The organism is Streptomyces sp. CAI-85, from assembly GCF_013363615.1.
GTDB lineage: Bacteria > Actinomycetota > Actinomycetes > Streptomycetales > Streptomycetaceae > Streptomyces > Streptomyces antibioticus_B.
This window is the reverse complement of sequence record NZ_JAANNX010000036.1, coordinates 1-23,622: the sequence shown is the minus strand read 5'-3', so window position 1 is coordinate 23,622 and position 23,622 is coordinate 1. Positions and strand designations below refer to the sequence as shown.

Below are 23,622 nucleotides of genomic sequence, written 5' to 3'. Positions count from 1 at the left end.
AGTCCGGTGGTTCAGCCGGCGAAGACCGGGCCGCGCACCACCGCGCGGGACCTGCGGTACCAGCGCCACGCCACCGTCTTCGCGCTGTCGCGGTACGGCGCGATCCGCGCGCCCCGGCCGTCGAGCCAGTCCTCGACCTCGGTGAGCGTATGGCCGCGCCGCACGATCAGCCGCGCGATGCGGTGGTGCTCGTCGTGGTCCGAACTCAGCGCGTGGCGTACGGCGGTGGCGGTCTCGTACCCGGCGGCGGCCGCCGTACGGCGCACCCGGCCGCTGTTGTAGCCGTGCGGGTAGGCGAGATGGCGCACCTCGTGACCCAGGGCGTCCTCAAGTACCGCGCGGGAGCTGCGCAGTTCGTGCGTCAGCTCCCGGGGCGCGAGGGTGTCGAGCTGGGCGTGCGTGACCGTGTGGCTGCCGATCTCCATGCCGGACTGCTCCAGCCGGGCCGCCTCCGTGAGCGTCATCATCGGCGCGGGCGGCAGCAGACTGCGCCCGCCCGGCGTGATCGCGCCGGTGGTGAGGTAGGCGGTGGCGGACAGGTCCCGCGCGGCCAGCGCCTCGGCGGTCGGCCCGGGCAGGTCGGCGAAGCCGTCGTCGAAGGTGAGCAGCACCGGCCGCGCCGGCAGCGGTGCCCGCCCCGCGAGGTGGTCGGCGAGCGCGCTGATGGTGACGGGCGTCCGGCCGCTGTCGACGACGGCGTCCAGATGCGCGCCGAACTGCTTGGGTGTGACGGTGAATTCGGCGATCCAGTCCGGAGGGTCCTCCATCACGGCGTGATAGAGGAACACCGGGATGGCACGGGAGCCGCCCGCGGCCGGATGCGCGCTCATCGGGACTCCTCGCGGGGGCCGACGGATCCGTCACCCGGGTCGTCGACGGAGACACCCGCGAAGGAGACCGCCGTGGCGGCGGAGGCGCTTCTCCCCAGCGGCACACCCCGCAACGCCCGCCGCGCCCGCAGATACCCCACCGGCCCGTACAGCATCCCCCGCCGCTGCAACCGCGACAGCCGCCGCGGCCAGGCATGCGTGCGCGAGTCGTGCCCACCGGGCACACCCGCCCCCGCCGAACCGCCGTCCGCCTGCGCCGAACCGCCCTCCGCCTTCCGGCTCGCCGTGAGCGTCCGCGCGTACGCCGCCCCCCGCGGCAGCCGCGCCAGGAACGCCGGCAGCAGTGTGGGCCGGTTGACCAGGACCGCCGTGAGATAGGCGGTGAGGCCGGCGCCGTAGCCGAACGCCTGGGTCTCCAGATCGCGCCAGGTCTCCCGGTGGTGGTGCCAGACCAGGGCCCGCGGGGTGTAGTGCAGCCGGTGGCCCTGCGCGAGGACGCGGACGAACCCGTACAGGTCGTCGCCGCCCCGCGCGAGCGTGCCCGCGCCCGTCGCCGGGTCGAAACCGCCCACCTCGCGCAGCACCGCCGTACGGAAGGCCATGTTGGCGCCGGAGCCGAAGCGGCCCGCGGTGAACGGGAAGAGGGGTTCCCCGGCGGGCGGGTCGTACGGGTCGTAGGTGCGGGCGGTGAAGCCCTTCGCGAAACCGCCGTGGCTCTCCAGGAGCACCTGGGCCGGGGTGCGCAGCCGGGCCGGCAGGATCAGCCCGGTGGCACAGCCGAGGCCGGGGTCGGCGGCGAAGGGCGCGGTGAGTTCGGTGAGCCAGCGCGGGTCGGCGACCACGTCGTCGTCGGTGAAGGCGATCACCTCGCCCCGGGCCGCCGCGACGCCCCGGTTGTGCGCGACGGCGAGGCCGGGCACGGGCTCGGTCACGTACCGCACGCGCTCGGCGTACTTGTGGGCGACGAGGTCCCGGGTCGCGTCCGTCACGGGCGCGTTGTCCACGACGACGATCTCGAAGTCCGGGTGGTCCTGGGCGAGCAGCGAGTCCAGCGCGTGGGCGAGCTGTCCGGACCGTTCCCGGGTGGCGACGACGACGGTGACGGAGGGCACCGTGAGCGCGGAGACGCTCGCGACCGGCCCGCCGCCGTGCTCGCGGGCGGCCAGGGCGAGGAGCACCGCCTTCGGATCGGCCCCCTCGGGCACCCGCCCGAGCAGCGTGCCCACCGGCCGACCGCCCCGCCTGACCAGCACGAACACCTCGCCGTGCGTGACGGGCGGGCTGCCGGGGCCGGGCCGCAGCGAGCCCGTGCCGCCCAGTTCGAGTTCGGCGATCTGCACCGCCCCGATCCCGAGGAACCGGTCGATCTCCTCCTGCACCCTCACGGGCACACGGACATGTACACGTCTCGCACGGAACATGAACCCCCCTGGTTCGCGAACACCGTCACCGCCCCGACCGTCACGACCGCCGCAGCCGCCCCGCCCCCTTCAGCACCCGGGCCGCCGTCGCCGCGAGCCGCGGCCGGCTGCGTACGAAGTGGTGCGCCCGCCGGGACGGTTCACGGCCGAGCCAGTAGAGCGCGGCGCCCACCCCCGGACGCGTCCACGCCCCCTCGAACACGGGGATCTCCCCGGTCTTCAGCGAGTCCTTGTACTCGGCCGCGCCCCGCCCCAGGTCGAGCAGGCCGATGCCCGCGCCGGCCGCCGCCTCCGCCATCCGCAGATGCAGCACCAGACCCGGCGAGTACTTCGCGAACTCCGTGTCGTACGAGGGGAACCAGCACGCCAGCACGGTCGACGACCGCAGCCCGAAGTGCGCGGCGATCGGCCGGTCCCCGGCGTACAGGACGGACAGCGTGCCGGAGCACTCCGGCGCGCGCGTCTCGTGCAGGGTGTGCACGAGCCGGGTGATCCAGGGCTGTGCGAACCGGTCGCGCCGCCCGGTCCTGCGGTACTGGGCGGACTTCCACGCCATGAGCGTGCGCAGCGCCGCCGGATCGCGTTCGTCGAACACGAACCGCAGCTCCCCGACCTGCCGGCCGAGCCTGCGCTCCTTGGCGAGGGTCGTCTTGAGGAACTTCGGAGACTGGGCCCGCAGCACGGACTCGTACGTCTCGTAGCCCTTCTCGACGTCGATGACATAGGCGGTGTACTCGGCGGCCGCGTGCGGCACCAGCAGCCCCTGTTCCGCCTCCAGGTTGTCGAAGGCGAAGCTGGACAGGGAGGCGGCCCGCATCAGTTCGTCGGCGTTCAGCCCGAGGCCCGGGGCCAGTACGGCGCCCTGCGCGTCGGAGACGCCGTAGGCGAGGGCCTGGCCGCGGCCGAGGCGCCCGCGCTCATGGGGCAGGAAGCCGACCGGCTCCCGCCCCTCGTACACCACCGCGACCCGAGCGCGCGGCCGCACCAGGCCGACGGCGTCGGTGAACTCCGGTTCCATGAACGGGTTGCGGGGCGCGGTCGAGGCGGCCCGCAGGGCGCGCCAGCGTTCCCGTTCCCCCTCGCCGAGATCCCGCGGACCCAGCACACGAATGCGCCCACTGCTCAACCTGACCCCCCGATCAAGTCCCCCCTGGACACCTGGACGGTACCGCTCCACACCGGGCGTGCGGTAGGTAGCGGAGCATGTTGTTGCCAACCGGTGCAGAAGGCTTTAACCGGTCTGTACCCGACGATGCGCCGAAACCGGTTCCGGGGCCCTGGACCGGCACCGTGGGCTTCTCCGGTCAACTGTGGAAGGGGAGTTGGCAGAAGCGGACCGGACTTGGCCGACGTCCGGTTCGCGTCGAGTCCGACGGGTGCGGGATACGTATTCTCTGATCATGGCCGCACCCCTCGCATATGCCGCGCGCACCGCGTACTCCCTCATCGCCACCGACCTGGACGGCACGCTGCTCCGCGGCGACGACACCTTCTCCGACCGGTCGCTCGACGCGCTCGCGCGGGTGGCGGCCGCCGGCGCACGCCATCTGGTCGTGACGGGCCGACCGGCGCCCCGCGTACGGCCGTTGCTCGACCGGCTGCACAGCAGGGGGCTCGCGGTGTGCGGCCAGGGCGCGCAGTTGTACGACGCCGGCGCGAACCGTCTGCTCTGGTCGGTCACCCTGGACCGGGAGTTGGCCGAGACCGCGCTCGGCAAGATCGAGGCCGAGGTCGGGCAGGTGTACGCGGCCGTCGACCAGGACGGCGTCGACGGGCTCACCCTCATCGAGCCCGGCTACGAGATGCCGCACCCGACCCTGCCGGCGCTGCGGGTCGCCTCCCGGGACGACCTGTGGTGCGAGCCGATCAGCAAGGTGCTGCTGCGCCATCCGGCCCTGTCCGACGACGAGTTGGCGGCGACGGCCCGCTCGGTGGTGGGCTCGCTCGCCACGGTCACCATGTCGGGGCCCGGCACGGTGGAGCTCCAGCCGTGCGGGATCACCAAGGCGACGGGCCTGGCGCTGGCCGCCGAGCACCTCGGGGTGGGCCCGGAGGAGACCGTTGCCTTCGGGGACATGCCCAACGACATCCCGATGTTCGTGTGGGCCGGTCACGGCGTGGCGATGGCCAACGCGCACCCCGAGCTGAAGGCGCTGGCCGACGAGGTGACGACGTCGAACGAGGACGACGGCGTGGCCGTCGTCCTCGAACGTCTCTATCCCTGACCGGCCTCCGAAATCCGGGGGTCGGCTCAGTACGCGCCGAACACGTTGTCGATCGAGCCGTAGCGCGCGGCCGCGTAGTTGCAGGCGGCGGTGATGTTGGCGACCGGGTCGAACGGGTCGAACGAGGTCCCGGCCACGTGGTACGCGGTGAAGGTCGGGTCGATCACCTGGAGCAGGCCCTTGGACGGGGTGCCCTTGGCCGCGTTGGAGTCCCACAGGTTGATGGCGGCCGGGTTGCCCGACGACTCGCGGATGATGTTGCGGTGGATGCCGTTGTAGCTGCCCGGGATGCGCTTCTCGGCCATGATCGCGAGGGATTCGCGGATCCAGCCGTCCAGGTTGTTGGGGTACCCGGCGACGGTGGTGCTCGTGTTGCCGGCCGAGGTGGCGGCGGACGCGGTGCTCGCGCCGACCAGCGGCAGGGCGAGCACACCGGCGCCGGCGGCGGCCACGGCGAGGGTGCGGGCGATACGGGTGCGGCGGGTACGGCGGTGCTGAGCGGCAGCGGGCATGACGAGGTTCCTCTCCGGCGCCTGCGAGGTGAGCTGTCGGGTTCGGGCGGGAGCTGCCCGGCCGCGTCCGGACGGACGCGACTTCACCCCGAGCCGTACCGTTGTGTCCGTTTTCGTGGACATTTCGGTAGGGCGACTTACCTGGTTCCCCCGCTCCTGCCATGAGTTCTCGGTGGGTGCCGGGCGGCGGCAGGATTCGGCGTTCCGCCCGACAGGCCGGGAACGTATGCGAGAGCACATGTCCGGAACAAGAGGCCAATTCACAGTTCGGCCCTATTGACCTTGATCAGTGCTCTATGGGGTGCTTGATCCTTTGTGATCGCAAAGCCTCAACTCGCCTGAGTGGCACGAGGAGTCGGGGGGTACCCGCAGGGTGTCGCCCCGCAGGGCCGGATCGGGGGGAGTGAGCCAACTCACCGGCATCCACAAGAGGGGTGAAACGGGCAATAAGCCCATGCTCTGCGTAAAGGGTCACGGCCTTGCCGGGCTTCCGCATTCCCCCGTATTGCCCACCTTGGATTTGCGGTGAATGTCTCTTCATATCGCCTGATCAGAAACATATCGGTCGTGATCCGACACCGCCCGCCCTGAGCAGGGCACCTCCCGGGCGAGTGCATTCGGGCCCGGGCGGACGTGGGGGCTATCGGTGATCGAAACGTGACCGGATACGCTGACTTGAGTGAGCGCAGAGACCTATCGACAAACCGCGTAATCGCCCGTAGACACCAGCAGACAGGAGACCCCTCGTGACCGTCGTCGAGCCGTTCGGGCTGAGCGTGCGGGACCAGGCTCTGGAAGCCGATGTCCAGGCCGGACTGGCGGCTGTCGAGGAAGGCTTGCTCGAGGCCACCAAGAGCGAGGTTCCGTTCATCACGGAGGCCGCACAGCACCTCCTGCGGGCCGGCGGGAAGCGGTTCCGTCCGCTGCTCGTGATGCTCGCGGCGCGCTTCGGCGACCCGTACGCGCCGGGGGTCGTGCCGTCCGCCGTGGTGGTCGAGCTGACCCATCTGGCGACCCTGTACCACGACGACGTCATGGACGAGGCGGCCGTACGGCGCGGGGTGCCCAGCGCCAACGCCCGCTGGGGCAACTCCCTCGCCGTCCTCACCGGCGACTTCCTCTTCGCGCGGGCCTCGCACATCCTGGCCGACCTCGGCCCCGAGGCCGTACGGGTCCAGGCCGAGGCGTTCGAGCGGCTCGTCACGGGCCAGATCCTGGAGACCGCGGGACCGGTCGACGGACGGGACCCGGTCGAGCACTACCTCGACGTGCTCGGCGGCAAGACCGGCTCGCTGGTCGCGGTGTCCTGCCGCTTCGGCGCGATGATGTCCGGCGCCGACGACACGGTCGTCGACGTGCTCACCCAGTACGGCGAGCGGCTCGGCGTCGCCTTCCAGTTGGCGGACGACGTCCTGGACATCGCCTCCGCCTCCCACGAGTCCGGCAAGACGCCCGGCACCGACCTGCGCGAGGGCGTGCCCACGCTGCCGGTGCTGCGGCTGCGGGAGCGCGCCGCCCGGCAGGGGCTCCCCGAGGACGTCGCGCTGTGCGAGCTGCTCGACTCCGACCTCACCGACGACGCCCGGCTCGCCGAGGCGGTCGCCGCGCTGCGCGACCACCCGGCGCTGGAGCAGGCCCGCCGGGACACCGTGCGCTACGCCAAGGAGGCGCGCGCCGCGCTGGCCCCGCTCCCCGAGTGCGACGCGAAGTCCGCGCTGACGGAGCTGTGCGACGCGGTGGTGCACCGGGCGGGCTGAACCGCCGTACCCCTCTCCCGCGGCCCCCCCTCCGCTTCCGTCCCTGCCGTGTCGTCGCGCGACCCCTACGGGTCCGGGCGGGCCACCGCCCCCGGGTGTCATACCGGAGGCGTACACGGAGTTGAGTCCTCGGGGTGACGCTTCGTCGGCTCCGATTTGGTCAGATGGACATCACGGAAAACACCACTCCTCACCGATTCGGGTGAGAATGGCGGCTCGGGGTGGGGACGTTCGCACGTGAGAGACCGGCCGCCGCCGACGACGGAGGTAAGGCACACATGGCACCGAACGCAACCGACGACAACACGACCGCCGGGGAGGCAGACGACCTGCGCGTCGGGCGGCGCAAGGCCGTGCGGTACGTCGTCCCGGTCACCGTGGTGGGCGTGGCGGCGGCGACGATCGGGCTGGTCCCGGCGCTCGCCGACTCCGGCGACCCCGACCTGCCGAAGATCACCGCACAGCAGCTCATCGACAAGATCGCCGCGTCGGACGTCGAGCAGTTGTCCGGCACCGTGAAGATCACCACCGACCTGGGCCTGCCCGACCTCGGCGGACTGGAGAGCGGACTGCTCTCCGGTGCCACCGGCGGCGGCGACGGATCGTCCGCCGACCCGTCCGCCAAGCTCACCGAACTCGCCTCGGGCACCCACACCCTGCGCGTCGCCACCGACGGCCCGGACCGCCAGAAGCTCTCCCTCCTGGAGGACGCGTCCGAGTACAGCGTCATCCACGACGGCAAGGACCTGTGGGGGTACGACAGCGCCTCCAACGAGGTCTACCACTCCACCACCGAGGAGAGCGGAAAGGCGGAGGAGAAGCGTCCGGCCACGCCCGAGGGCCTCACCGAGGAAGCGCTCAAGGCGGTCGACGACACCACGTCGGTCACCGTCGACGGCACGGTCCACGTGGCCGGCCGCGACGCCTACCGCCTGGTGATCAAGCCCAGGCAGTCCGGGTCCACGGTCGGCGCGATCAGCATCGCGGTGGACGCGAAGACGGGCCTGCCGCTGAAGTTCACGCTCACCCCGGCGAGCGGCGGCTCCGCCGTCGTGGACGCGGGCTTCACCCAGGTCAGCTTCGCCAAGCCGGCCGCGTCCACCTTCGACTTCACCCCGCCCAAGGGCGCCAAGGTCACCGAGGCGGACGACGTCGAGGCGGCACCGGAGGACCTCGGCGGGTCCCCGCTGCCCGGCGGCGGCGACCTCACCGGCGAGCCGGGCGGTCCCGAGGGCGGCCACAAGGTCGTCGGCGAGGGCTGGACCTCGGTGGCCGTCATCGAGACCGGCGGCGAGGGCGTCCCCTCGGACTCCGAGCTGAACTCCGAACTCGGCTCCGAGGCCGGCGGCGCGCTCAGCGGCTTCCTCGGCTCCTTCGGCGACAAGGTGAACGGCAAGTTCGGCTCCGGCACCGTCTTCTCCACCCGTCTGATCAACGCCCTGGTCACGGACGACGGCACGGTCTACGTCGGCGCCGTCACCAAGGACGCCCTGGTCAAGGCCGCCGACTCGGCGAAGTGAGGGGCTGATGGGGGAGCCGAACGACGAGGCCCATGAGGGCGACGGCGGTGACGGCGGTGACGTCATTCGCACCCGTGGCCTCACCAAGCGGTACCGCGGCGGCCAGCTCGCCGTGGACCGCCTGGACCTCGCCATTCCGGCGGGCAGCGTCTTCGGCTTCCTCGGCCCCAACGGCTCCGGCAAGACCACCACCATCCGCATGCTGATGGGGCTGATCGAGCCCACCGCCGGCTCGGCGCGCGTCCTGGGGCAGCCCATGCCCCGGGCCGCGCGCCGGGTCCTGCCCCAGGTCGGCGCCCTCATCGAGGGCCCGGCCCTCTACGGCTTCCTCTCCGGCCGCGACAACCTCCTGCGCCTGGACGCCGCCGACCCGACCGCCGACCCGCGCACCCGGCGGACCCGGGTCGCGGCGGCGCTGGACCGGGTCGGGCTGACGGCGGCGGCCGGGAAGAAGGCCAAGGCGTACTCGCTCGGCATGAAACAACGGCTCGGCCTGGCCGCCGCCCTGCTCAGGCCCCGCCGGCTGCTCGTCCTCGACGAACCGACCAACGGACTCGACCCGCAGGGCATGCGGGAGATCCGCGCCCTGGTCAGGGAGCTGGCCTCGGACGGCACGACCGTCTTCCTCTCCTCCCACCTCCTCGACGAGATCGAGCAGGTGTGCACGCACGCCGCGGTGATGGCCCGGGGCCGGCTGATCACCCAGGGCGCGGTGGCCGACCTCGCGGCGGGCGCGCGCGGCCGTCTGGTCGTCACCACACCGGACACCGGCGACGCGGCCCGGGTGCTGAAGGAGCAGGGCGCGGCGGACGTCACGGCCGAGGAGGACCGCGTCACCGCCGACCCGCCGGACCGCGACCTCGCCGAGGTGACCGCCGCGCTGGTGACGGCCGGGGTCCGGGTCCGCGGCCTCACCGTGGAACGGGCCTCCCTGGAGGACGCGTTCGTGGCGCTCACCGGAGAGGGATTCGATGTCGCGGGCTGACACGACGACGGCGGCGGGCGAGGCGGCGGACAGGGCCCCTCGGGCACCGGTGCTGTGGACCTTCGGGCTGCTGCGCAACGAGCTGCTCACCACCTTCCGGCGCTGGCGCACGCTCGCCCTGCTGGCCGTCCTGGCGGCCGTGCCGGTCCTGGTCGGCATCGCCGTGAAGATCGAGACCGGCGACGGCTCGTCCGCGGGACCGGGCGGCGGCGGGGGCGAGGGCGGTCCGGCGTTCATCGCGCAGATCACCAACAACGGTCTGTTCCTGGTCTTCACCGCGCTCGCCGCGACCCTGCCGTTCTTCCTGCCCATGGCGATCGGCGTGGTGGCGGGCGACGCGATCGCCGGCGAGTCCGCCGCGGGCACCCTGCGCTATCTCCTGGTCGCCCCGGCGGGCCGCAGCCGTCTGCTGCTCACCAAGTACGCCACCGTCATGGCGTTCTGCCTGACGGCCACCCTGGTCGTCGCGGTGTCGGCGCTGGCGGTCGGCGCCCTGCTCTTCCCGCTCGGCGACCTCACCACCATCTCCGGGACGACGATCAGCTTCACCGACGGCCTGCTGCGGGCCCTGCTGATCGCCCTCGTCGTGGCCGCGTCCCTGACCGGCGTCGCGGCGCTCGGCCTGTTCGTCTCCACGCTGACCGGCAGCGGTATCGCGGCGATGGCGACCACGGTGGGCCTGCTGATCACCGTCCAGATCCTCGACCAGATCCCGCAGCTCCACACGATCCAGCCGTATCTGTTCTCCCACTACTGGCTGTCCTTCGCCGACCTGATGCGCGAGCCCGTCTACTGGGACGAACTGGTCAAGAACCTCGGCCTCCAGGCGCTCTACGCGGCGGTGTTCGGCTCGGCGGCGTGGGCGAGGTTCACGACCAAGGACATCACTTCCTAGCCGGCCGTATCGGTCTCGTACGGGAACCGGGCCTTGGGTGCCTCCCGCGCGAAGAACGTCTTGGCGTGGGCGAGCGCGGCCGTGTCGTTCAGGACGTCCCCCGGCTTGCTGCCGTTGCCGAGCAGCACCCCGCCGAACCGCATCCCCAGGTACGCGGCCGTGTGGTGCAGCGTGCCGTACAGCGGGTCGGCGACCTCGAACTCCTCGTGCGCGAGCGCGGTCACGCCCCAGAGCGTGCGCCCCGCCATCGTGGCCTTGAAGTCGACGCCGGGCGTGCGCAGCCAGCCGGACCAGTGGTCGAGGTAGCGCTTGGTGGGCGCGGACACCGAGTACCAGTACAGCGGCGAGGCGATCACCAGGTCCGTCGCCGCGAGCGTGGCGTCGAGCAGCAGCCCCGCGGCGCCTTCGGTCGGCCGCACATGGTCATGGTCGTGCCGCCGGTCCACGAACTCGGGCAGCGGGTGCTCGGTGAGGCTGATCCACTCCTGCTCCACCCCCTCGGGCAACTGCTCGGCGGCCCGGCGGGCCAGCAGTTCGGTGTTGCCCTCGTGGCCCTCGTCGCGGCTGCTGCCGAGCAGGAACAGGAAACGGCGGGTCGGCATGGGGCCCCCTGAAGTCGGCGTACAGAAGTCGGCGTACAGAAGTCGGCGTACGACAATAATGCGCACCTGCATTATATGTGCATGCAATCAAACGGGGAAGGGCAGAGGGCCGGGATGCACGTCCGGAAGGGCCAGTTCGGCGGCCCGCGCCACCGCCACGAGCAGTTCCTCCCGCCCGTGCGCCGCGACGAGGTGGAGTCCCACGGGGCAGCCGTCCGCCCCGAACCCGGCGGGCAGGCTCAACGCCGGATGCCCGCTCAGATTGAACGCCCAGGTCAACGCCGTCGAGTAACGGTCACCCGGCCCGTCGTGGCCGTGGGCGGCATGCGGAGTGGTGGGCGTGAGCAGTAGATCGGCCCGCTCGAAGAGCGCCGCCAGCCGCAGATCATTGGCCTCCCGGACCCGCCCGGCCTCCCGCAGGTCGGCCCCCGGAGTCCGCAGGGCCAGCCATGCCGGACCCGGGTCCATCAGCCCCACGTCCGCGTCACCCGCCGCCACCCGTACGACCCCGGCATCGGCGAGCCGCGCGGCGGCGGCCCGCGCCAGGGCGAGCGGCTCGGGGTCGGGCCGGGCGAACCCCAGATCGGGAGAGAAGACGGCAAGGGGCGCCGAACCCGCGGACGGGTCGGGGAAGTCCCCGACCCGTCCGCCTTCCCCGCCCTCCCCGACCCTCACCCGCAGCCAGGCGGCCAGGTCCCGTGCCGACCGCGCGAGGACGCCCGGGGCCGCGAGGCCGGTGCGGTCAGGGGAGGGCAGCAGGCCGTTCGTCGTCTTCAGCCCGAGGACACCGCACCAGGCGGCCGGGATCCGTACCGACCCCGCGCCGTCGCTTCCGGTGGCCAACGGCACCAGACCGGCCGCGACGGCCGCCGCCGCACCCGCGGAGGAACCGCCCGGCGTCCGGTCGGCGCGCCAGGGGTTGACGGTACGTCCGCGAGCGCCGCGCCCCCAGGTCTGCCAGGCGGTCCCCGGCCCCGGCACGGCGGTCGCACCGATGGGCACACACCCCGCCGCGACCAGGGCCTCCACCCCGTACCGCCCCTTCACTCCCACCGGCACACCGGCCAGCGGCAGCCACTCCCCACCGGCAACCCGGGCATCGACGACACGGGCCTGCGCGAGGGCCGACTCCTCCCACACCTCGGAAAAGGAGTGCAGTACGGAGTCCACCCGCCGGATCCGCTCCAGCGCTTCCCGCACGACATCGACGGCCCGCGACTCCCCGCCCCGCACGGCGTCGGCGACACCGACCGCCGACAAGGGCTCCTCCCCACCGCCCCCGTCCGCCGTCGTCCCCATGGCGCGCCCCCTCCTCGCCGTCCCGTCCCGTACACCGGTCGTGGATCCTTGGAACGAGGCTGTGACGTCGTGGTGACGTGCACATCGGGGGCGAGCGGCGAAACTCAACAGTACGTGTACGCGTACACGCACCTGGACGACGTGAGGAACCGATGTACGGACTCAGCCACGAGACGAAGCTGGACCAGCCTGAACCGCAGCCCGCCGTGGCGGCGCCCCTCGACGTCCATGTCCGCTCGGACGACACGGCGACCGTCGGCGGCGTACAGGTCACGGCGGCCGACGGCGAGGAGATCCAGCGGGCCGTCCTGAGCCATCTGCACCGCGTCGCCCTCGCCACCGGGCACCCGGTCCTCGTCACCGTCCACGACGAACGCATCGGGTACGTCGTCCCCCTGCGCGTCGACCCGGACGGCGCCAGCCACTTCACGGCGGAGCCCCTGCGCACGACCACCCGTCCGGCGCAGCCGACGGCCCCCGAGGACAGCGGCACCTCCGAGCCCCGCCGGGACCAGGCCACGCAGCAGCCCCACCACGTCGCCCCTGCCACCGTCCCCGCCCCCGGCACCGTCGCCGCCCCCACCGGTGTCTTCGGACCGCCGCCGGTCATGGACGCCGTACCGATCCCGGAAGCCGCACCGGCACCCGCGCCCGCGCCCGTCGTCTCCGTCGTCCCCGCCGGCACCGGCCCCCGTGACGATCCCGACCCCCGGCACACCCCCGCCCGCGGCTTCGACGCCGTCGCCGAGGCCGTGCTCGGGGAGGACCCCCGCACCCTGCCGGGCAGCGGCGCGCCCGCGCTCCTGGGCGAGTCGGTGGCGCAGATCAACGAGGCCGTGCGGGCGGGCCGTACCGACACCGCGGCCGCCCTCGCGGAACGGACGGTGACCGAGGCGTCGGGAACGCTGGGGCCGGAGCACCCCGAGGTACTCCGGCTCCGTGAACTCGGCGCGTACATCGCCTACTTGGCGGGCGACCCGCTGCGCTCCTTCCACGTCTCCCTCGAACTGGCCAGGATCCACCGCCGCGCCCGGGACGCCGAGGCCGCGTACGGCAACGTCCAGAGCGCGGCGACGGCCTGGCGTGCCGTACGCGACCCCTTCCAGGGCCTGAACCTGGGCGGCGAACTCATCGCCCTGTGGACCGAGTTGGCCGCCGAGGGCGGACCGGCCGCCGACGACGCCGAAGAACTGGAGACGGCCCGCGCGCGCATGCTCCGCCTGACCGATCGGGCCCGGAGGGCGGCGGACGCGTAGCCCTCAGGGCGACGGCGTCAGGAGGACAGCGTCCACACCGCGTACGCCAGCGCGTCCCCGTTGCGGTCCAGCGCCGTGTCGTTGATGTTGGCGGTGGTGTCGCAGGACGAGTGGTAGCAGCGGTCGAACGCGGTGGCCGTACCGCCCCACTTGGCGACCTGCGCGGAGGTCTTGACCCGGCTGGCGCCGGTGAACAGACCGCCGACCGGAACGCCCGCGCTCTTGAACGGCGCGTGGTCGGAACGGCCGTCGCCCTCGGTCTCGATCTCCGTCGGGACGCCGATGCCCGCGAAGTAGTCCTTGAAGGTCTTCTCGATCGCCGGGTTGTCGTCGTAGACGAAGTAGCCGGGGTTCGGCGAGCCGATCATGTCGAAGTTGAGGTAGCCGCTGATCCGCGCGCGGTTCGCCGACGACAGGCTGTTGACGTAGTACCGGGAGCCGACGAGACCCAGCTCCTCCGCGCCCCACCAGGCGAACCGCAGATGCTTCGTGGGCTGATAGTTGGTCCGCGCGACCGTCAGCGCCGCCTCCAGGACGGCCGACGAGCCGGAGCCGTTGTCGTTGATGCCGGCGCCCGAGGTGACGCTGTCGAGATGCGACCCGGCCATGATCACCTGGTTGGTGTCGCCGCCCGGCCAGTCGGCGATCAGGTTGTAGCCGGTCCGGCCGCCCGAGGTGAAGGACTGCACGGTGGTGGTGAAGCCGACGGCGTCCAGCTTGCCCTTCACATAGTTCAGCGAGGCGGTGTAACCGGCCCGGCCGTGGGCTCTGTTGCCGCCGTTCGCCGTGGCGATGGACTGGAGCTGTGCGAGATGCGCCTTGACGTTGGCGACGGGCAGGTCCGGCGCGGCGACGGCCGCCGCGGGTTCGGGGGCGGGCGCCGCGCCGGCTATGGATCCGGTGGCCAGCAGGGTGACGGTGGCGACGGCGACGGACGCCGCCGCCCGCCCGGAGACGGAGAGCTTCATGTGGGGGGCTCCGATTCCAGTGTGAGTGGGGTGTCTGGATGGTGAAGCCGTGGCCAACACTCCGTCAAGAGCGCCATCCGGACGGGGAGTTCACATTCCGGATAGCCACCCCTCTCACCTGTGAGCCTCCTGGGTCACTGCACGCAGAACTCGTTCCCCTCGGGGTCCGCCATCACCACCCACTGTCCGGAGGGCTCCTTCACCTCCCGCAGCACGCTCGCCCCCAGCGTCGTCAGCCGCTCCACCTCGTCGGCCAGCCGTCCCGCGCCCGGGTGCAGATCCAGATGCAGCCGGTTCTTCACGGACTTCGCCTCCGGCACCCGCTGGAACAACAGCCGCCGCCCCAGCCCGGTCCCGCTGTCGGCGTCGAACGGATCGTCCGGATGGCGTACGGCGATCAGGTCCCGGAAGGCCGGGCGGCCGTGGAACTCCAGGGTCGCCGCGCCCGGCAGCGCGCCCATCTCCAGCAGCCGCTCGACGAGCGCGCTGTTGTCCTCGACCTCGTAGTGCAGCGCCGCGGCCCAGAAGTCGGCCTGGGTGTGCGGATCGGCGGAGTCGATCACGAGCTTCCAGTGCACGGGCGTGGGTGCGGACGCCGGCGCGGATGCGGATGCGGGTGTCTGAGTCATACGGCCCACTCAACCAGCCCGTCCGGCGTTCGCGACCGAATTTCTCAGGGCCGAACGGGGTCCGCGCCGGAGGGCGTTGCCGCGGGCGCCGCCGCGGTCGGGGCCGTGGCAGTGGCTTCGGCCCGCACCCGGGCCGGGAGGTCGGCCGCCGCCATGTCGACAGGCCGCCGCGTCCGCCGCGCCGCCCGCCACGCGTCCGCCGTCAGCAGCGCCAGCGCCAGCCACACCAGCGCGAACCCGGCCCACCGCTCCATCGGCATCTCCTCGCCGAAGTAGAGGACGCCCAGCAGGAACTGGAACACCGGCGCGAGGTACTGGAGCAGCCCCAGCGTGGACAGCGGCACCCGGATCGCGGCCGCGCCGAAGCAGACCAGCGGCAGCGCGGTGACCACACCGGTGGAGGCGAGCAGGAGCGCGTGACCGGTGCCCTCGGCCGCGAACGTGGAGTCGCCGCGCCCGGACAGCCACAGCAGATAGACCAGGGCGGGCAGGAACTGGACCGCGGTCTCGGCGGTCAGCGACTCGACCCCGCCGAGGTTGACCTTCTTCTTCACCAGCCCGTAGATCGCGAACGAGAAGGCCAGACAGAGGGAGATCCACGGCGGCCGCCCGTAGCCGATGGTCAGCACCAGCACCGCGGCGGCGCCGACACCGACCGCCGCCCACTGCACCGGCCGCAGCCGCTCCTTCAGCAGCAGCACACCGATCGCGATGGTGACCAGCGGGTTGATGAAGTAGCCGAGCGACGCCTCGACGACATGGCCGCTGTTCACGGCCCAGATGTAGACGCCCCAGTTCACGGTGATCACGGCCGCGGCGATCACGACCAGCCCGAGCCGGCGCGGCTGGCGCAGCAGCTCCCCGGCCCATGCCCAGCGCCGGACGAAGAGCAGCGCGGCGGCGACGAAGACCAGGGACCACACCATGCGGTGGGCGAGGATCTCCACCGATCCGGCGGGCTTGAGCAGCGGCCAGAAGAGAGGGACGAGCCCCCACATCCCGTAGGCGGCGAAGCCGTTCAGCAGACCTATGCGGCCCTCATTCGTCGACGACCCGGCCACGGGCTTCTCCTTCTTCTCACGTCCCTGAGCGTTCCACGCGAAGGTAACGCCGAGAACCCTCGCCTGTCATGCCCGTATCGCCATACGGTCATGACAGGCGAGGGTGGCCGGTCCGCGAGGGACTCCGGCGGGCCGTCAGCCCTTGAGCGCCGCGGTGATCGCCTCCGTCACCGGGGTCGTCGGACGGCCGATCAGCCGGGACAGGTCCCCGCTCGTGACGACCAGCTCGCCCTTCTCGATGGAGGCGTCCACACCGGCGAGGATCGCGGCGAACGGCTCGGGCAGCCCGGCACCGGTCAGGATGCCGGTCAGGGCCTCGGTGGACACGGAGGTGTGGACGATCTCCCGCCCGGTCTGCCGGCTCAGCTCGGCCGCGTACTCCGTGAGGCTCCACGCCTCGTCGCCGCCCAGCTCGTACGTCCGGTTCTCATGGCCCTCGCCGGTCAGGACGGCGACGGCGGCGGCCGCGTAGTCGGCGCGGGAGGCGGAGGAGATCCGGCCCTCACCGGCGGCGGAGACGACCGCGTCGTGCGCGAGGACCGGCGCGAGCTGCTCGGTGTAGTTCTCGTGGTACCAGCCGTTGCGCAGCAGCGTGTAGGGGACACCGGAGGCGGTCAGCGCCCGCTCGGTGGCACGGTGGTCGTCGGCCAGGGCGGCGGTCAGCGTGCCCGGCGCGCTGGTGTACGCCAGCAGCGCCGCACCGGCGGCCTTCGCCGCGTCGATGACCACCTGGTGCTGCCCCGGGCGGCCCTTGTCGAACTCGTTGCCCGAGATCAGCAGCACCTTGTCGCCGGCCGCGAACAGGCCGTCGAAGGTCTCGGGGGTGTTGTAGTCGGCGACCGCGAGCCGGACGCCGCGGGCCGCGAGATCGGTGGCCTTGGCCTCGTCGCGCACGACGGCCGTGATCTCCCGCGCCGGGACCTTCTCCAGCAACTGCTCCACGACGTGGCGGCCGAGGTGTCCGGTGGCTCCGGTGACGACGATGCTCATGGGTGAGAACTCCAGGTGGGGGTGGGTGGGACTGACACTCACCCTAGGAGCTGCACTAACTGAACGAAAGTACCCACTTTGAAGTAAGGTACTGGCATGGCAGTAAGCAACATGAGGCCGTCCGCGCCCGCCGGCGAGGAGATGTGCCCCTACCGGCTGGTCCTCGAACACGTCACCAGCCGCTGGGGCGTGCTCGTCCTCATCCATCTGCTCGACCGGCCGCACCGCTTCAGCGAGCTGCGCCGGGCGATCGGCCGGGTCAGCGAGAAGATGCTGACCCAGACCCTCCAGACCCTGGAGCGCGACGGCCTGGTCCACCGCGACGCCAAGCCGGTCATCCCGCCCCGCGTCGACTACTCCCTCACCGGCCTCGGCCGCGAGGCGGCGGAGCAGGTGAGCGCCCTCGCCGGCTGGACGCACGCCCGCATGGACCAGGTCGAACAGGCCCGCGCCGCGTACGACGAGGCCCGGGAGCAGGACTCCCGGGCCTCGTGACCGGCTTCTGGCGGTCCTGACGGTCCTGACGGTTCAGCCGACGACCGTCCAGGTGTCCCCGCCGGCCAGCAGCGCCGCCAGATCGCCCTTGCCGTGCTGGTCGATCGCCGAGTCGAGCTGCTCGGCCATCTGCGTGTCGTAGACCGGACGCTCCACCGAACGCAGCACCCCGATCGGCGTGTTGTGCAGGGTGTCCGGATCGGCCAGCCGGGACAGCGCGAACGCGGTGGTCGGGGACGCGGCGTGCGCGTCGTGGACCAGGATCGCCCCCTCGTTCTCCGGGGTCACCACGACGACCTTCAGATCCCCGGTCGCCGGGTCCCGCACCACCCCCTTGGACCGCTCGGCGCCGAACCGGATCGGCTGCCCGTGCTCCAGCCGGATCACCGCCTCCTCCGCCGACTCCCGGTCCTTCAGGGCGTCGAACGCCCCGTCGTTGAAGATGTTGCAGTTCTGGTAGATCTCCACCAGTGCCGTGCCCGGATGGGCGGCGGCCTGCCGCAGCACCTCCGTCAGATGTCTGCGGTCCGAGTCGACGGTCCGCGCCACGAACGACGCCTCCGCGCCCAGCGCGAGCGACACCGGGTTGAAGGGCGCGTCCAGCGACCCCATCGGCGTCGATTTGGTGATCTTCCCGACCTCGGAGGTGGGGGAGTACTGGCCCTTGGTCAGCCCGTAGATACGGTTGTTGAACAGCAGGATCTTCAGGTTCACATTGCGCCGCAGGGCATGGATCAGATGGTTGCCGCCGATGGACAGCGCGTCGCCGTCACCGGTCACCACCCAGACGCTCAGATCCCGCCGGGAGGCCGCGAGCCCCGTCGCGATCGCCGGCGCCCGCCCGTGGATGGAGTGCATCCCGTAGGTGTTCAGGTAGTAGGGGAACCGGGAGGAGCAGCCGATGCCCGAGACGAAGACGATGTTCTCCCGGGCCAGCCCCAGCTCCGGCATGAAACCCTGGACCGCCGCGAGGATCGCGTAGTCACCGCAGCCCGGGCACCAGCGCACCTCCTGATCGGACTTGAAGTCCTTCATCGACTGCTTGGCCTCGGCCTTGGGAACCAACTTCAGCAGCGTGTTCGCATCAGTCATCGATGGCCTCCTTCAGCGCCGCGGCGAGCTGCTCCGCCTTGAACGGCATGCCGTTGACCTGGTTGTACGAGTGGGCGTCGACCAGGTACTTCGCCCGCAGGAGGGTGGCGAGCTGGCCGAGGTTCATCTCCGGGACGACGACCTTGTCGTACGCCTTCAGCACCGCGCCCAGATTGCCGGGGAACGGGTTCAGATGCCGCAGATGGGCCTGTGCGACGGCGTCCCCGGCCGCCCGCAGCCGCCGTACCGCCGCCGTGATCGGCCCGTAGGTGGAACCCCAGCCCAGCACCAGGGTCCTGGCCCCGTCCGGGTCGTCCACCTCCAGATCGGGGACGTCGATGCCGTCGATCTTGGCCTGCCGGATCCGGACCATGAAGTCGTGGTTGGCCGGGGCGTAGGAGATGTTGCCGGTGCCGTCCTCCTTCTCGATACCGCCGATCCGGTGTTCGAGCCCCGGCGTCCCTGGCACCGCCCACGGCCGGGCCAGGGTCAGCGGATCGCGCTTGTACGGCCAGAACACCTCGGTTCCGTCGTCCAGCGTGTGGTTGGGGCCCTGGGTGAACCGCACGGTCAGATCCGGCAGTTCCTCCAGTTCGGGAACCCGCCAGGGCTCGGAGCCGTTGGCCAGATAGCCGTCGGACAGCAGCATCACCGGCGTGCGGTAGGTGAGCGCGATCCGGGCCGCCTCCAGCGCCGCGTCGAAGCAGTCGCCCGGGGTGCGGGGCGCCACGATCGGCACCGGCGCCTCGCCGTTGCGCCCGAACATCGCCTGGAGCAGATCCGCCTGCTCGGTCTTGGTCGGCAGCCCGGTCGACGGCCCGCCGCGCTGGATGTCCACCACCAGCAGCGGCAGCTCCAGCGACACCGCGAGCCCGATGGTCTCCGACTTCAGCGCCACGCCCGGCCCCGAGGTCGTGGTGACGGCGAGAGACCCCCCGAAGGCGGCCCCCAGCGCGGCACCGATGCCCGCGATCTCGTCCTCCGCCTGGAAGGTCCGCACACCGAAGTTCTTGTGCCGGCTCAGCTCGTGCAGGATGTCCGAGGCCGGGGTGATCGGGTACGAGCCCAGGAACAGCGGCAGATCGGCCTGCCGGGCCGCCGCGACCAGGCCGTAGGAGAGGGCCAGGTTCCCGGAGATGTTCCGGTAGGTGCCGACCGGGAACGCCGTGGCGGCCGGCGCCACCTCGTAGCTGACGGCGAAGTCCTCGGTGGTCTCCCCGAAGTTCCAGCCCGCGCGGAACGCGGCCAGGTTCGCCTCGGCGATCTCCGGTTTCTTCGCGAACTTCGACCGCAGGAACTTCTCCGTGCCCTCGGTGGGCCGGTGGTACATCCACGACAAGAGGCCGAGCGCGAACATGTTCTTGCTGCGCTCGGCCTCCTTGCGGGTGAGGTCGAATTCCTTGAGAGCCTCGACGGTCAGGGTGGTCAACGGGACCGGGTGGAGCTGATAACCGTCGAGGGACCCATCCTCCAGCGGCGAGGCCGCGTACCCCACCTTCTGCATCGCCCGTTTGGTGAACTCGTCCGTGTTGACGATGATCTCCGCCCCGCGCGGCACGTCCCCGATGTTCGCCTTCAGGGCGGCCGGGTTCATCGCGACCAGCACATTGGGCGCATCACCCGGAGTGAGGATGTCGTGGTCGGCGAAGTGCAACTGGAACGAGGAGACACCGGGCAGGGTGCCGGCGGGGGCACGGATCTCGGCGGGGAAGTTCGGCAGGGTCGACAGGTCGTTGCCGAACGACGCCGTCTCCGAGGTGAAGCGGTCACCGGTGAGCTGCATACCGTCACCCGAGTCGCCCGCGAACCTGATGATCACCCGGTCGAGACGGCGTACGTCCTTCGTCCCGGCCGGTTTGCGCTGTTCTCCCACGACGGCCCCGTCGGCCCCGTCAGCCTGATCGGCCTGTTCCGCTGCGCTGCTGACCTGACTGGTCACTGAACTGGACCTCCCTCAAGGTGGCTGTCCCTGGGAGGGGCCTTTCCCGAAGACCCTCCCTGGATCAACCCTACGTCTGTCAGGGCCGCCTTCCCTTGGCCATCCGCATGACAAATCACTGCCCCGAGACGGCCCGGCACCCCGACTTGTCATGATTTACCGCCTGGAGGTGTTGCCCTGGTAGACGCACCGCCAGGAACCCCGGTTCTCCCGCCGGCCCCCCTCAGGAGTTCAGATAGGTGAGCACCGCGAGGACCCGGCGGTGGTCCCCGTCGCTCGGCGAAAGACCGAGCTTCAGGAAGATGTTGCTGACGTGCTTCTCGACCGCCCCGTCGCTCACCACGAGCTGCCGCGCGATCGCCGAGTTCGTCCGCCCCTCCGCCATCAGCCCCAGCACCTCCCGCTCCCGCGGGGTGAGCCCGGCCAGCACGTCCTGCTTACGGCTGCGCCCGAGCAACTGCGCGACGACCTCCGGATCGAGCGCGGTGCCCCCGGACGCCACCCGCACCACGGCGTCCACGAACTCCCGCACCTCGGCCACCCGGTCCTTCAGCAGATACCCCACCCCACGACTGGAACCGGCCAGAAGTTCGGTGGCGTACCTTTCCTCCACGTACTGCGACAGCACCAGCACCCCGAGCCCCGGATGCGCCTTGCGAAGCTGTACGGCGGCCCGCACGCCCTCGTCCGTGTGCGTCGGCGGCATCCGCACATCGGCGACGACGACGTCCGGCAGCGCGTTCTCCGCGTGCAGCTCGGCGATGGTCTTCACCAACGCCTCGGCGTCCCCGACCCCGGCGACCACGTCGTGCCCCCGGTCGGTCAGCAACCGGGTCAGCCCCTCCCGCAACAGCACCGAATCCTCGGCGATGACCACCCGCACCCTGTCCTCCACGATCCTCGGCCCCCCAGCCGTCCCTCAGCCGTCCACCGGCCGTCCACCCGTCAACGGTCCAGTCCAGCATCCCAGCATCCGGGCCGTCTGTACCGGGGAACGGGGGGATGAGCTGGAGGTGAGCTGGAGTTGAGTTGGGGTTGGGCTGGGGTTGGGCTGGGGGAGCGGGCCGGGAGGAGGCCGGGTGGGGCGTGTGGGGGCGCGACCGGGAGGGGCGTGCGGGCATGGGGCTGTCCTGGGAGGGGTGTGGGGGCCGGGGGCTCGGGGAGAGGGATGCGGGGCGCGTGGGCCGGTCCGGGAAGGGGTGGGGGCGCGGGGGTCCGGTCCCGGCAGGGGCCGTCGGGTGTGTGGGCCGGTCCGTCCCGAGAGGGGCGTGGGGGGCGCGACTTCGGGAGGTGAGGGGCGCGGCGGGACCGCTATCCCCGGGACTCCCGCCAGGGCAGCTCCGCCGTGACCGTCGTGGGACCTCCGGCCGGTGAGTCCACCACCAGGATCCCGTCCACCGCGTCCAGCCGGCCCGCGAGCCCGGCCAGCCCCGACCCGCCGGAGGCGTCCGCGCCGCCCACGCCGTCGTCCGTGACCTGCAACATCAGCCGGTCCTCCACCCGCCACACGTCGACCGACGCCGACCGGGCCCGGCTGTGCTTGCTGACGTTCTGGAGCAGCTCGGAGACGGTGAAGTACGCGATCCCCTCGATCGCCGGCGTCGGACGGTCCACCAGGTCCACCTCCACCCGCACCGGCACCGTGCACCGCGAGGCCACCGACGACAGCGCCGCGTCGAGCCCGCGGTCGGTCAGCACCGCCGGGTGGATGCCGCGCGCCAGGTCCCGCAGCTCCTGGAGGGCCGTCTTCACCTCGCCGTGCGCCGAGTCGACCATCTCCGCCGCCGCCCGCGGATCCTCCCGCAGCTTCTCCTTCGCCAGCCCCAGATCCATCGCCAGCGCCACCAGCCGGGCCTGCGCCCCGTCGTGCAGATCCCGCTCGATGCGCCGCAGATCTGCGGCGGCCGTGTCGACGACCACCCCCCGGTCGGACTCCAGCTCCACCACCCTCGACGCCAGCCGCGACGGCCCCAGCAGTCCGTGCACCAGCAGCCGGTCCACCGTCGTCAGCGCCCGCACGATCCACGGCGTCGCCATCGTCACCAGCAGGCCGACCAGCGCCGTCACCGTGATCTCGAACGGGTTGTCCAGATACACCTGGTGCTGCGCGTCGCCGTAGAGCTGCAACCCGCCCTGCCCGCCGTACAGCGGGAACACCCAGAACCACAGCGGATACGTCAGCATCGTCCAGCCGAGCAGCCACACCGTCAGGGTGACGGAGAACGAGAACACCGCCCACGGGAACTGCACCAGCGCGAACAGCGCGTGCCGCCACGACGTCCCGCTCCGCAGCACGGCACCCATCCAGGCCATGGCCCCGCCCCGGCCGCCGCGCCCCCGACCCCGCACCCGCAGCGGCTCGGGGTCGGAGATCTCCAGCCCCAGCAGGGCCCGCGCCCGCGCCCGCTCCAGCGCGCCGAACCCCCGGCACATCGCGAGGCCCGCCGCCAGCACCGGTATCCCGAGGAAGGTCAGCGTGAGACCGACCCCCGTCGACAGCATGGTGACCGTGAGGACGAACAGCACGACACTCACCGGGAACCCCAGCAGCACATACAGCAGCTCACGCCAGTGCCGCCCGGAGAACGGCTCCCGCAGCGCCGTCGGCACCCGGTGCGGCCGCTCCCCGACGCCCCCCGCTCCCGGGCGCCCGTACCCCGGTCCGTAGTTCCCGTACTGCGTGGCCATCCGCGTCGTCCGTTCTACTCGTCTCGTCCGCTCGTCCCATCCGCTCATCGCACGGCTGGTGGCTCGTACCTCACACCCTCCTCGCCCCCGCGCCCCCGCACCATGAAGGCCGTCGGCCTCTGGAACGGGGGGTTTTCCCTACCCCGCAGCCTCTCCGGAGCTTCCCGGGGTGCCCTCGGCGCCCTTGATGCCCGTCACCCGCGCTCGCGCCAGGGCAGCTCCGCCGTCACCGTCGTGGGACCTCCCACCGGCGAGTCCACGACGAACAGCCCGTCCACCGCGCCCAGCCGGTCCGCCAGCCCCCGCATCCCGGAGCCGCCGTCGAGACGCGCGCCGCCCTGGCCGTCGTCCCAGACCTGGATCAGCAGCCGGTCCTCGGTCCGCCACACGTCGACCGACGCCGACCGGGCCCGGCTGTGCTTGCTGACGTTCTGGAGCAGCTCGGAGACGGTGAAGTA

The 23,622-nt window shown here is 72.0% G+C and carries 22 protein-coding genes and 1 riboswitch; of the genes, 7 read left to right on the top strand and 15 right to left on the bottom strand.

The window, feature by feature from the left end:
• Positions 1-11 precede the first annotated feature (11 nt).
• From G6W55_RS27350 to G6W55_RS27340, 3 genes are all read right to left on the bottom strand, one after another.
• Positions 12-830 (bottom strand): polysaccharide deacetylase family protein, encoded by an 819-nt coding sequence (locus G6W55_RS27350; protein WP_175523463.1) that lies wholly within the window; start codon positions 828-830, stop codon positions 12-14.
• On the bottom strand, positions 827-2,170 hold the full coding sequence (locus G6W55_RS27345; RefSeq protein ID WP_309243825.1) for a glycosyltransferase: 1,344 nt from the start codon (positions 2,168-2,170) through the stop codon (positions 827-829). Before G6W55_RS27345 ends, G6W55_RS27350 begins: the two co-directional genes overlap by 4 nt.
• Positions 2,171-2,291: 121 nt before the next feature.
• Entirely contained in the window at positions 2,292-3,356 is a 1,065-nt protein-coding gene (locus G6W55_RS27340) for a GNAT family N-acetyltransferase (protein WP_175523461.1), read from the bottom strand.
• A 295-nt stretch (positions 3,357-3,651) separates the two neighbouring features.
• On the opposite strand from G6W55_RS27340, the gene G6W55_RS27335 reads away from it, so the two are divergent.
• Positions 3,652-4,476, top strand: a complete 825-nt coding sequence (locus G6W55_RS27335) for an HAD family hydrolase (protein ID WP_175523460.1) — start codon at positions 3,652-3,654, stop codon at positions 4,474-4,476.
• A gap of 26 nt (positions 4,477-4,502) precedes the next feature.
• Here G6W55_RS27335 and G6W55_RS27330 read toward each other — a convergent pair whose 3' ends face one another.
• Complete coding sequence (locus G6W55_RS27330; RefSeq protein WP_030790102.1) at positions 4,503-4,988, bottom strand: transglycosylase SLT domain-containing protein; 486 nt, start codon at positions 4,986-4,988, stop codon at positions 4,503-4,505.
• A gap of 3 nt (positions 4,989-4,991) precedes the next feature.
• Positions 4,992-5,200, bottom strand: a riboswitch (cyclic di-AMP (ydaO/yuaA leader).
• 534 nt (positions 5,201-5,734) lie between these two features.
• Here G6W55_RS27330 and G6W55_RS27325 point away from each other — a divergent pair.
• The 4 genes from G6W55_RS27325 to G6W55_RS27310 all read left to right on the top strand — a co-directional run bounded on the left by G6W55_RS27325 (position 5,735) and on the right by G6W55_RS27310 (position 10,145).
• Positions 5,735-6,745 carry a polyprenyl synthetase family protein gene (locus G6W55_RS27325; RefSeq protein WP_085208003.1) on the top strand — a complete coding sequence of 337 codons (1,011 nt, stop codon included), beginning with the start codon at positions 5,735-5,737 and terminating at the stop codon, positions 6,743-6,745.
• Between the two features lie 278 nt (positions 6,746-7,023).
• Positions 7,024-8,265: an outer-membrane lipoprotein carrier protein LolA gene (locus G6W55_RS27320; protein ID WP_175523459.1), complete on the top strand. Its 1,242-nt coding sequence runs from the start codon at positions 7,024-7,026 to the stop codon at positions 8,263-8,265.
• Between the two features lie 7 nt (positions 8,266-8,272).
• The gene (locus tag G6W55_RS27315) at positions 8,273-9,250 is read left to right on the top strand and encodes an ABC transporter ATP-binding protein (RefSeq protein ID WP_175523458.1); all 978 of its coding nucleotides are present in this window, start codon (positions 8,273-8,275) and stop codon (positions 9,248-9,250) included.
• Complete coding sequence (locus G6W55_RS27310; RefSeq protein ID WP_175523457.1) at positions 9,237-10,145, top strand: ABC transporter permease; 909 nt, start codon at positions 9,237-9,239, stop codon at positions 10,143-10,145. The genes G6W55_RS27315 and G6W55_RS27310 overlap by 14 nt, the downstream gene beginning before the upstream one ends.
• Here the strand turns inward: G6W55_RS27310 and G6W55_RS27305 are convergent.
• Together G6W55_RS27305 and G6W55_RS27300 are read right to left on the bottom strand one after the other, a co-directional pair.
• Positions 10,142-10,747 carry a flavodoxin family protein gene (locus tag G6W55_RS27305; RefSeq protein ID WP_175523456.1) on the bottom strand — a complete coding sequence of 202 codons (606 nt, stop codon included), beginning with the start codon at positions 10,745-10,747 and terminating at the stop codon, positions 10,142-10,144. The genes G6W55_RS27310 and G6W55_RS27305 overlap by 4 nt on opposite strands.
• 87 nt (positions 10,748-10,834) lie before the next feature.
• Positions 10,835-12,046 carry an amidase gene (locus tag G6W55_RS27300; protein ID WP_175523455.1) on the bottom strand — a complete coding sequence of 404 codons (1,212 nt, stop codon included), beginning with the start codon at positions 12,044-12,046 and terminating at the stop codon, positions 10,835-10,837.
• Between the two features lie 152 nt (positions 12,047-12,198).
• Here G6W55_RS27300 and G6W55_RS39010 point away from each other — a divergent pair, with 152 nt between their 5' ends.
• Positions 12,199-13,302: a tetratricopeptide repeat protein gene (locus tag G6W55_RS39010; protein ID WP_175523454.1), complete on the top strand. Its 1,104-nt coding sequence runs from the start codon at positions 12,199-12,201 to the stop codon at positions 13,300-13,302.
• 17 nt (positions 13,303-13,319) lie between these two features.
• Here G6W55_RS39010 and G6W55_RS27290 read toward each other — a convergent pair whose 3' ends face one another.
• From G6W55_RS27290 to G6W55_RS27275, 4 genes are all read right to left on the bottom strand, one after another.
• Positions 13,320-14,270: a M28 family metallopeptidase gene (locus tag G6W55_RS27290; protein ID WP_175523453.1), complete on the bottom strand. Its 951-nt coding sequence runs from the start codon at positions 14,268-14,270 to the stop codon at positions 13,320-13,322.
• A gap of 134 nt (positions 14,271-14,404) precedes the next feature.
• On the bottom strand, positions 14,405-14,899 hold the full coding sequence (locus G6W55_RS27285; RefSeq protein ID WP_175523452.1) for a VOC family protein: 495 nt from the start codon (positions 14,897-14,899) through the stop codon (positions 14,405-14,407).
• Positions 14,900-14,943: 44 nt separating this feature from the next.
• Positions 14,944-15,960: an EamA family transporter RarD gene (rarD, locus tag G6W55_RS27280; RefSeq protein WP_175523451.1), complete on the bottom strand. Its 1,017-nt coding sequence runs from the start codon at positions 15,958-15,960 to the stop codon at positions 14,944-14,946.
• A gap of 135 nt (positions 15,961-16,095) precedes the next feature.
• Positions 16,096-16,950, bottom strand: coding sequence for an NAD(P)H-binding protein (locus G6W55_RS27275; RefSeq protein WP_175523450.1), 855 nt, complete (start codon positions 16,948-16,950; stop codon positions 16,096-16,098).
• 96 nt (positions 16,951-17,046) lie between these two features.
• Between G6W55_RS27275 and G6W55_RS27270 the strand changes: the two genes are divergently transcribed.
• Positions 17,047-17,445, top strand: a complete 399-nt coding sequence (locus G6W55_RS27270) for a helix-turn-helix domain-containing protein (protein WP_175523449.1) — start codon at positions 17,047-17,049, stop codon at positions 17,443-17,445.
• 33 nt (positions 17,446-17,478) lie between these two features.
• On the opposite strand, the gene G6W55_RS27265 is transcribed toward G6W55_RS27270, so the two are convergent.
• The 5 genes from G6W55_RS27265 to G6W55_RS27245 all read right to left on the bottom strand — a co-directional run.
• Positions 17,479-18,537 carry a 2-oxoacid:ferredoxin oxidoreductase subunit beta gene (locus tag G6W55_RS27265; protein ID WP_175523448.1) on the bottom strand — a complete coding sequence of 353 codons (1,059 nt, stop codon included), beginning with the start codon at positions 18,535-18,537 and terminating at the stop codon, positions 17,479-17,481.
• Positions 18,530-20,476 (bottom strand): 2-oxoacid:acceptor oxidoreductase subunit alpha, encoded by a 1,947-nt coding sequence (locus tag G6W55_RS27260; protein ID WP_175523447.1) that lies wholly within the window; start codon positions 20,474-20,476, stop codon positions 18,530-18,532. The genes G6W55_RS27265 and G6W55_RS27260 overlap by 8 nt, the downstream gene beginning before the upstream one ends.
• A 223-nt stretch (positions 20,477-20,699) precedes the next feature.
• Positions 20,700-21,359: a response regulator transcription factor gene (locus G6W55_RS27255; protein WP_309243824.1), complete on the bottom strand. Its 660-nt coding sequence runs from the start codon at positions 21,357-21,359 to the stop codon at positions 20,700-20,702.
• A gap of 428 nt (positions 21,360-21,787) precedes the next feature.
• Positions 21,788-23,164: a sensor histidine kinase gene (locus tag G6W55_RS27250; RefSeq protein WP_175523445.1), complete on the bottom strand. Its 1,377-nt coding sequence runs from the start codon at positions 23,162-23,164 to the stop codon at positions 21,788-21,790.
• A 194-nt stretch (positions 23,165-23,358) separates the two neighbouring features.
• The coding region (locus G6W55_RS27245) for a sensor histidine kinase (RefSeq protein ID WP_375372477.1) at positions 23,359-23,622 on the bottom strand (264 nt) is incomplete at its 5' end.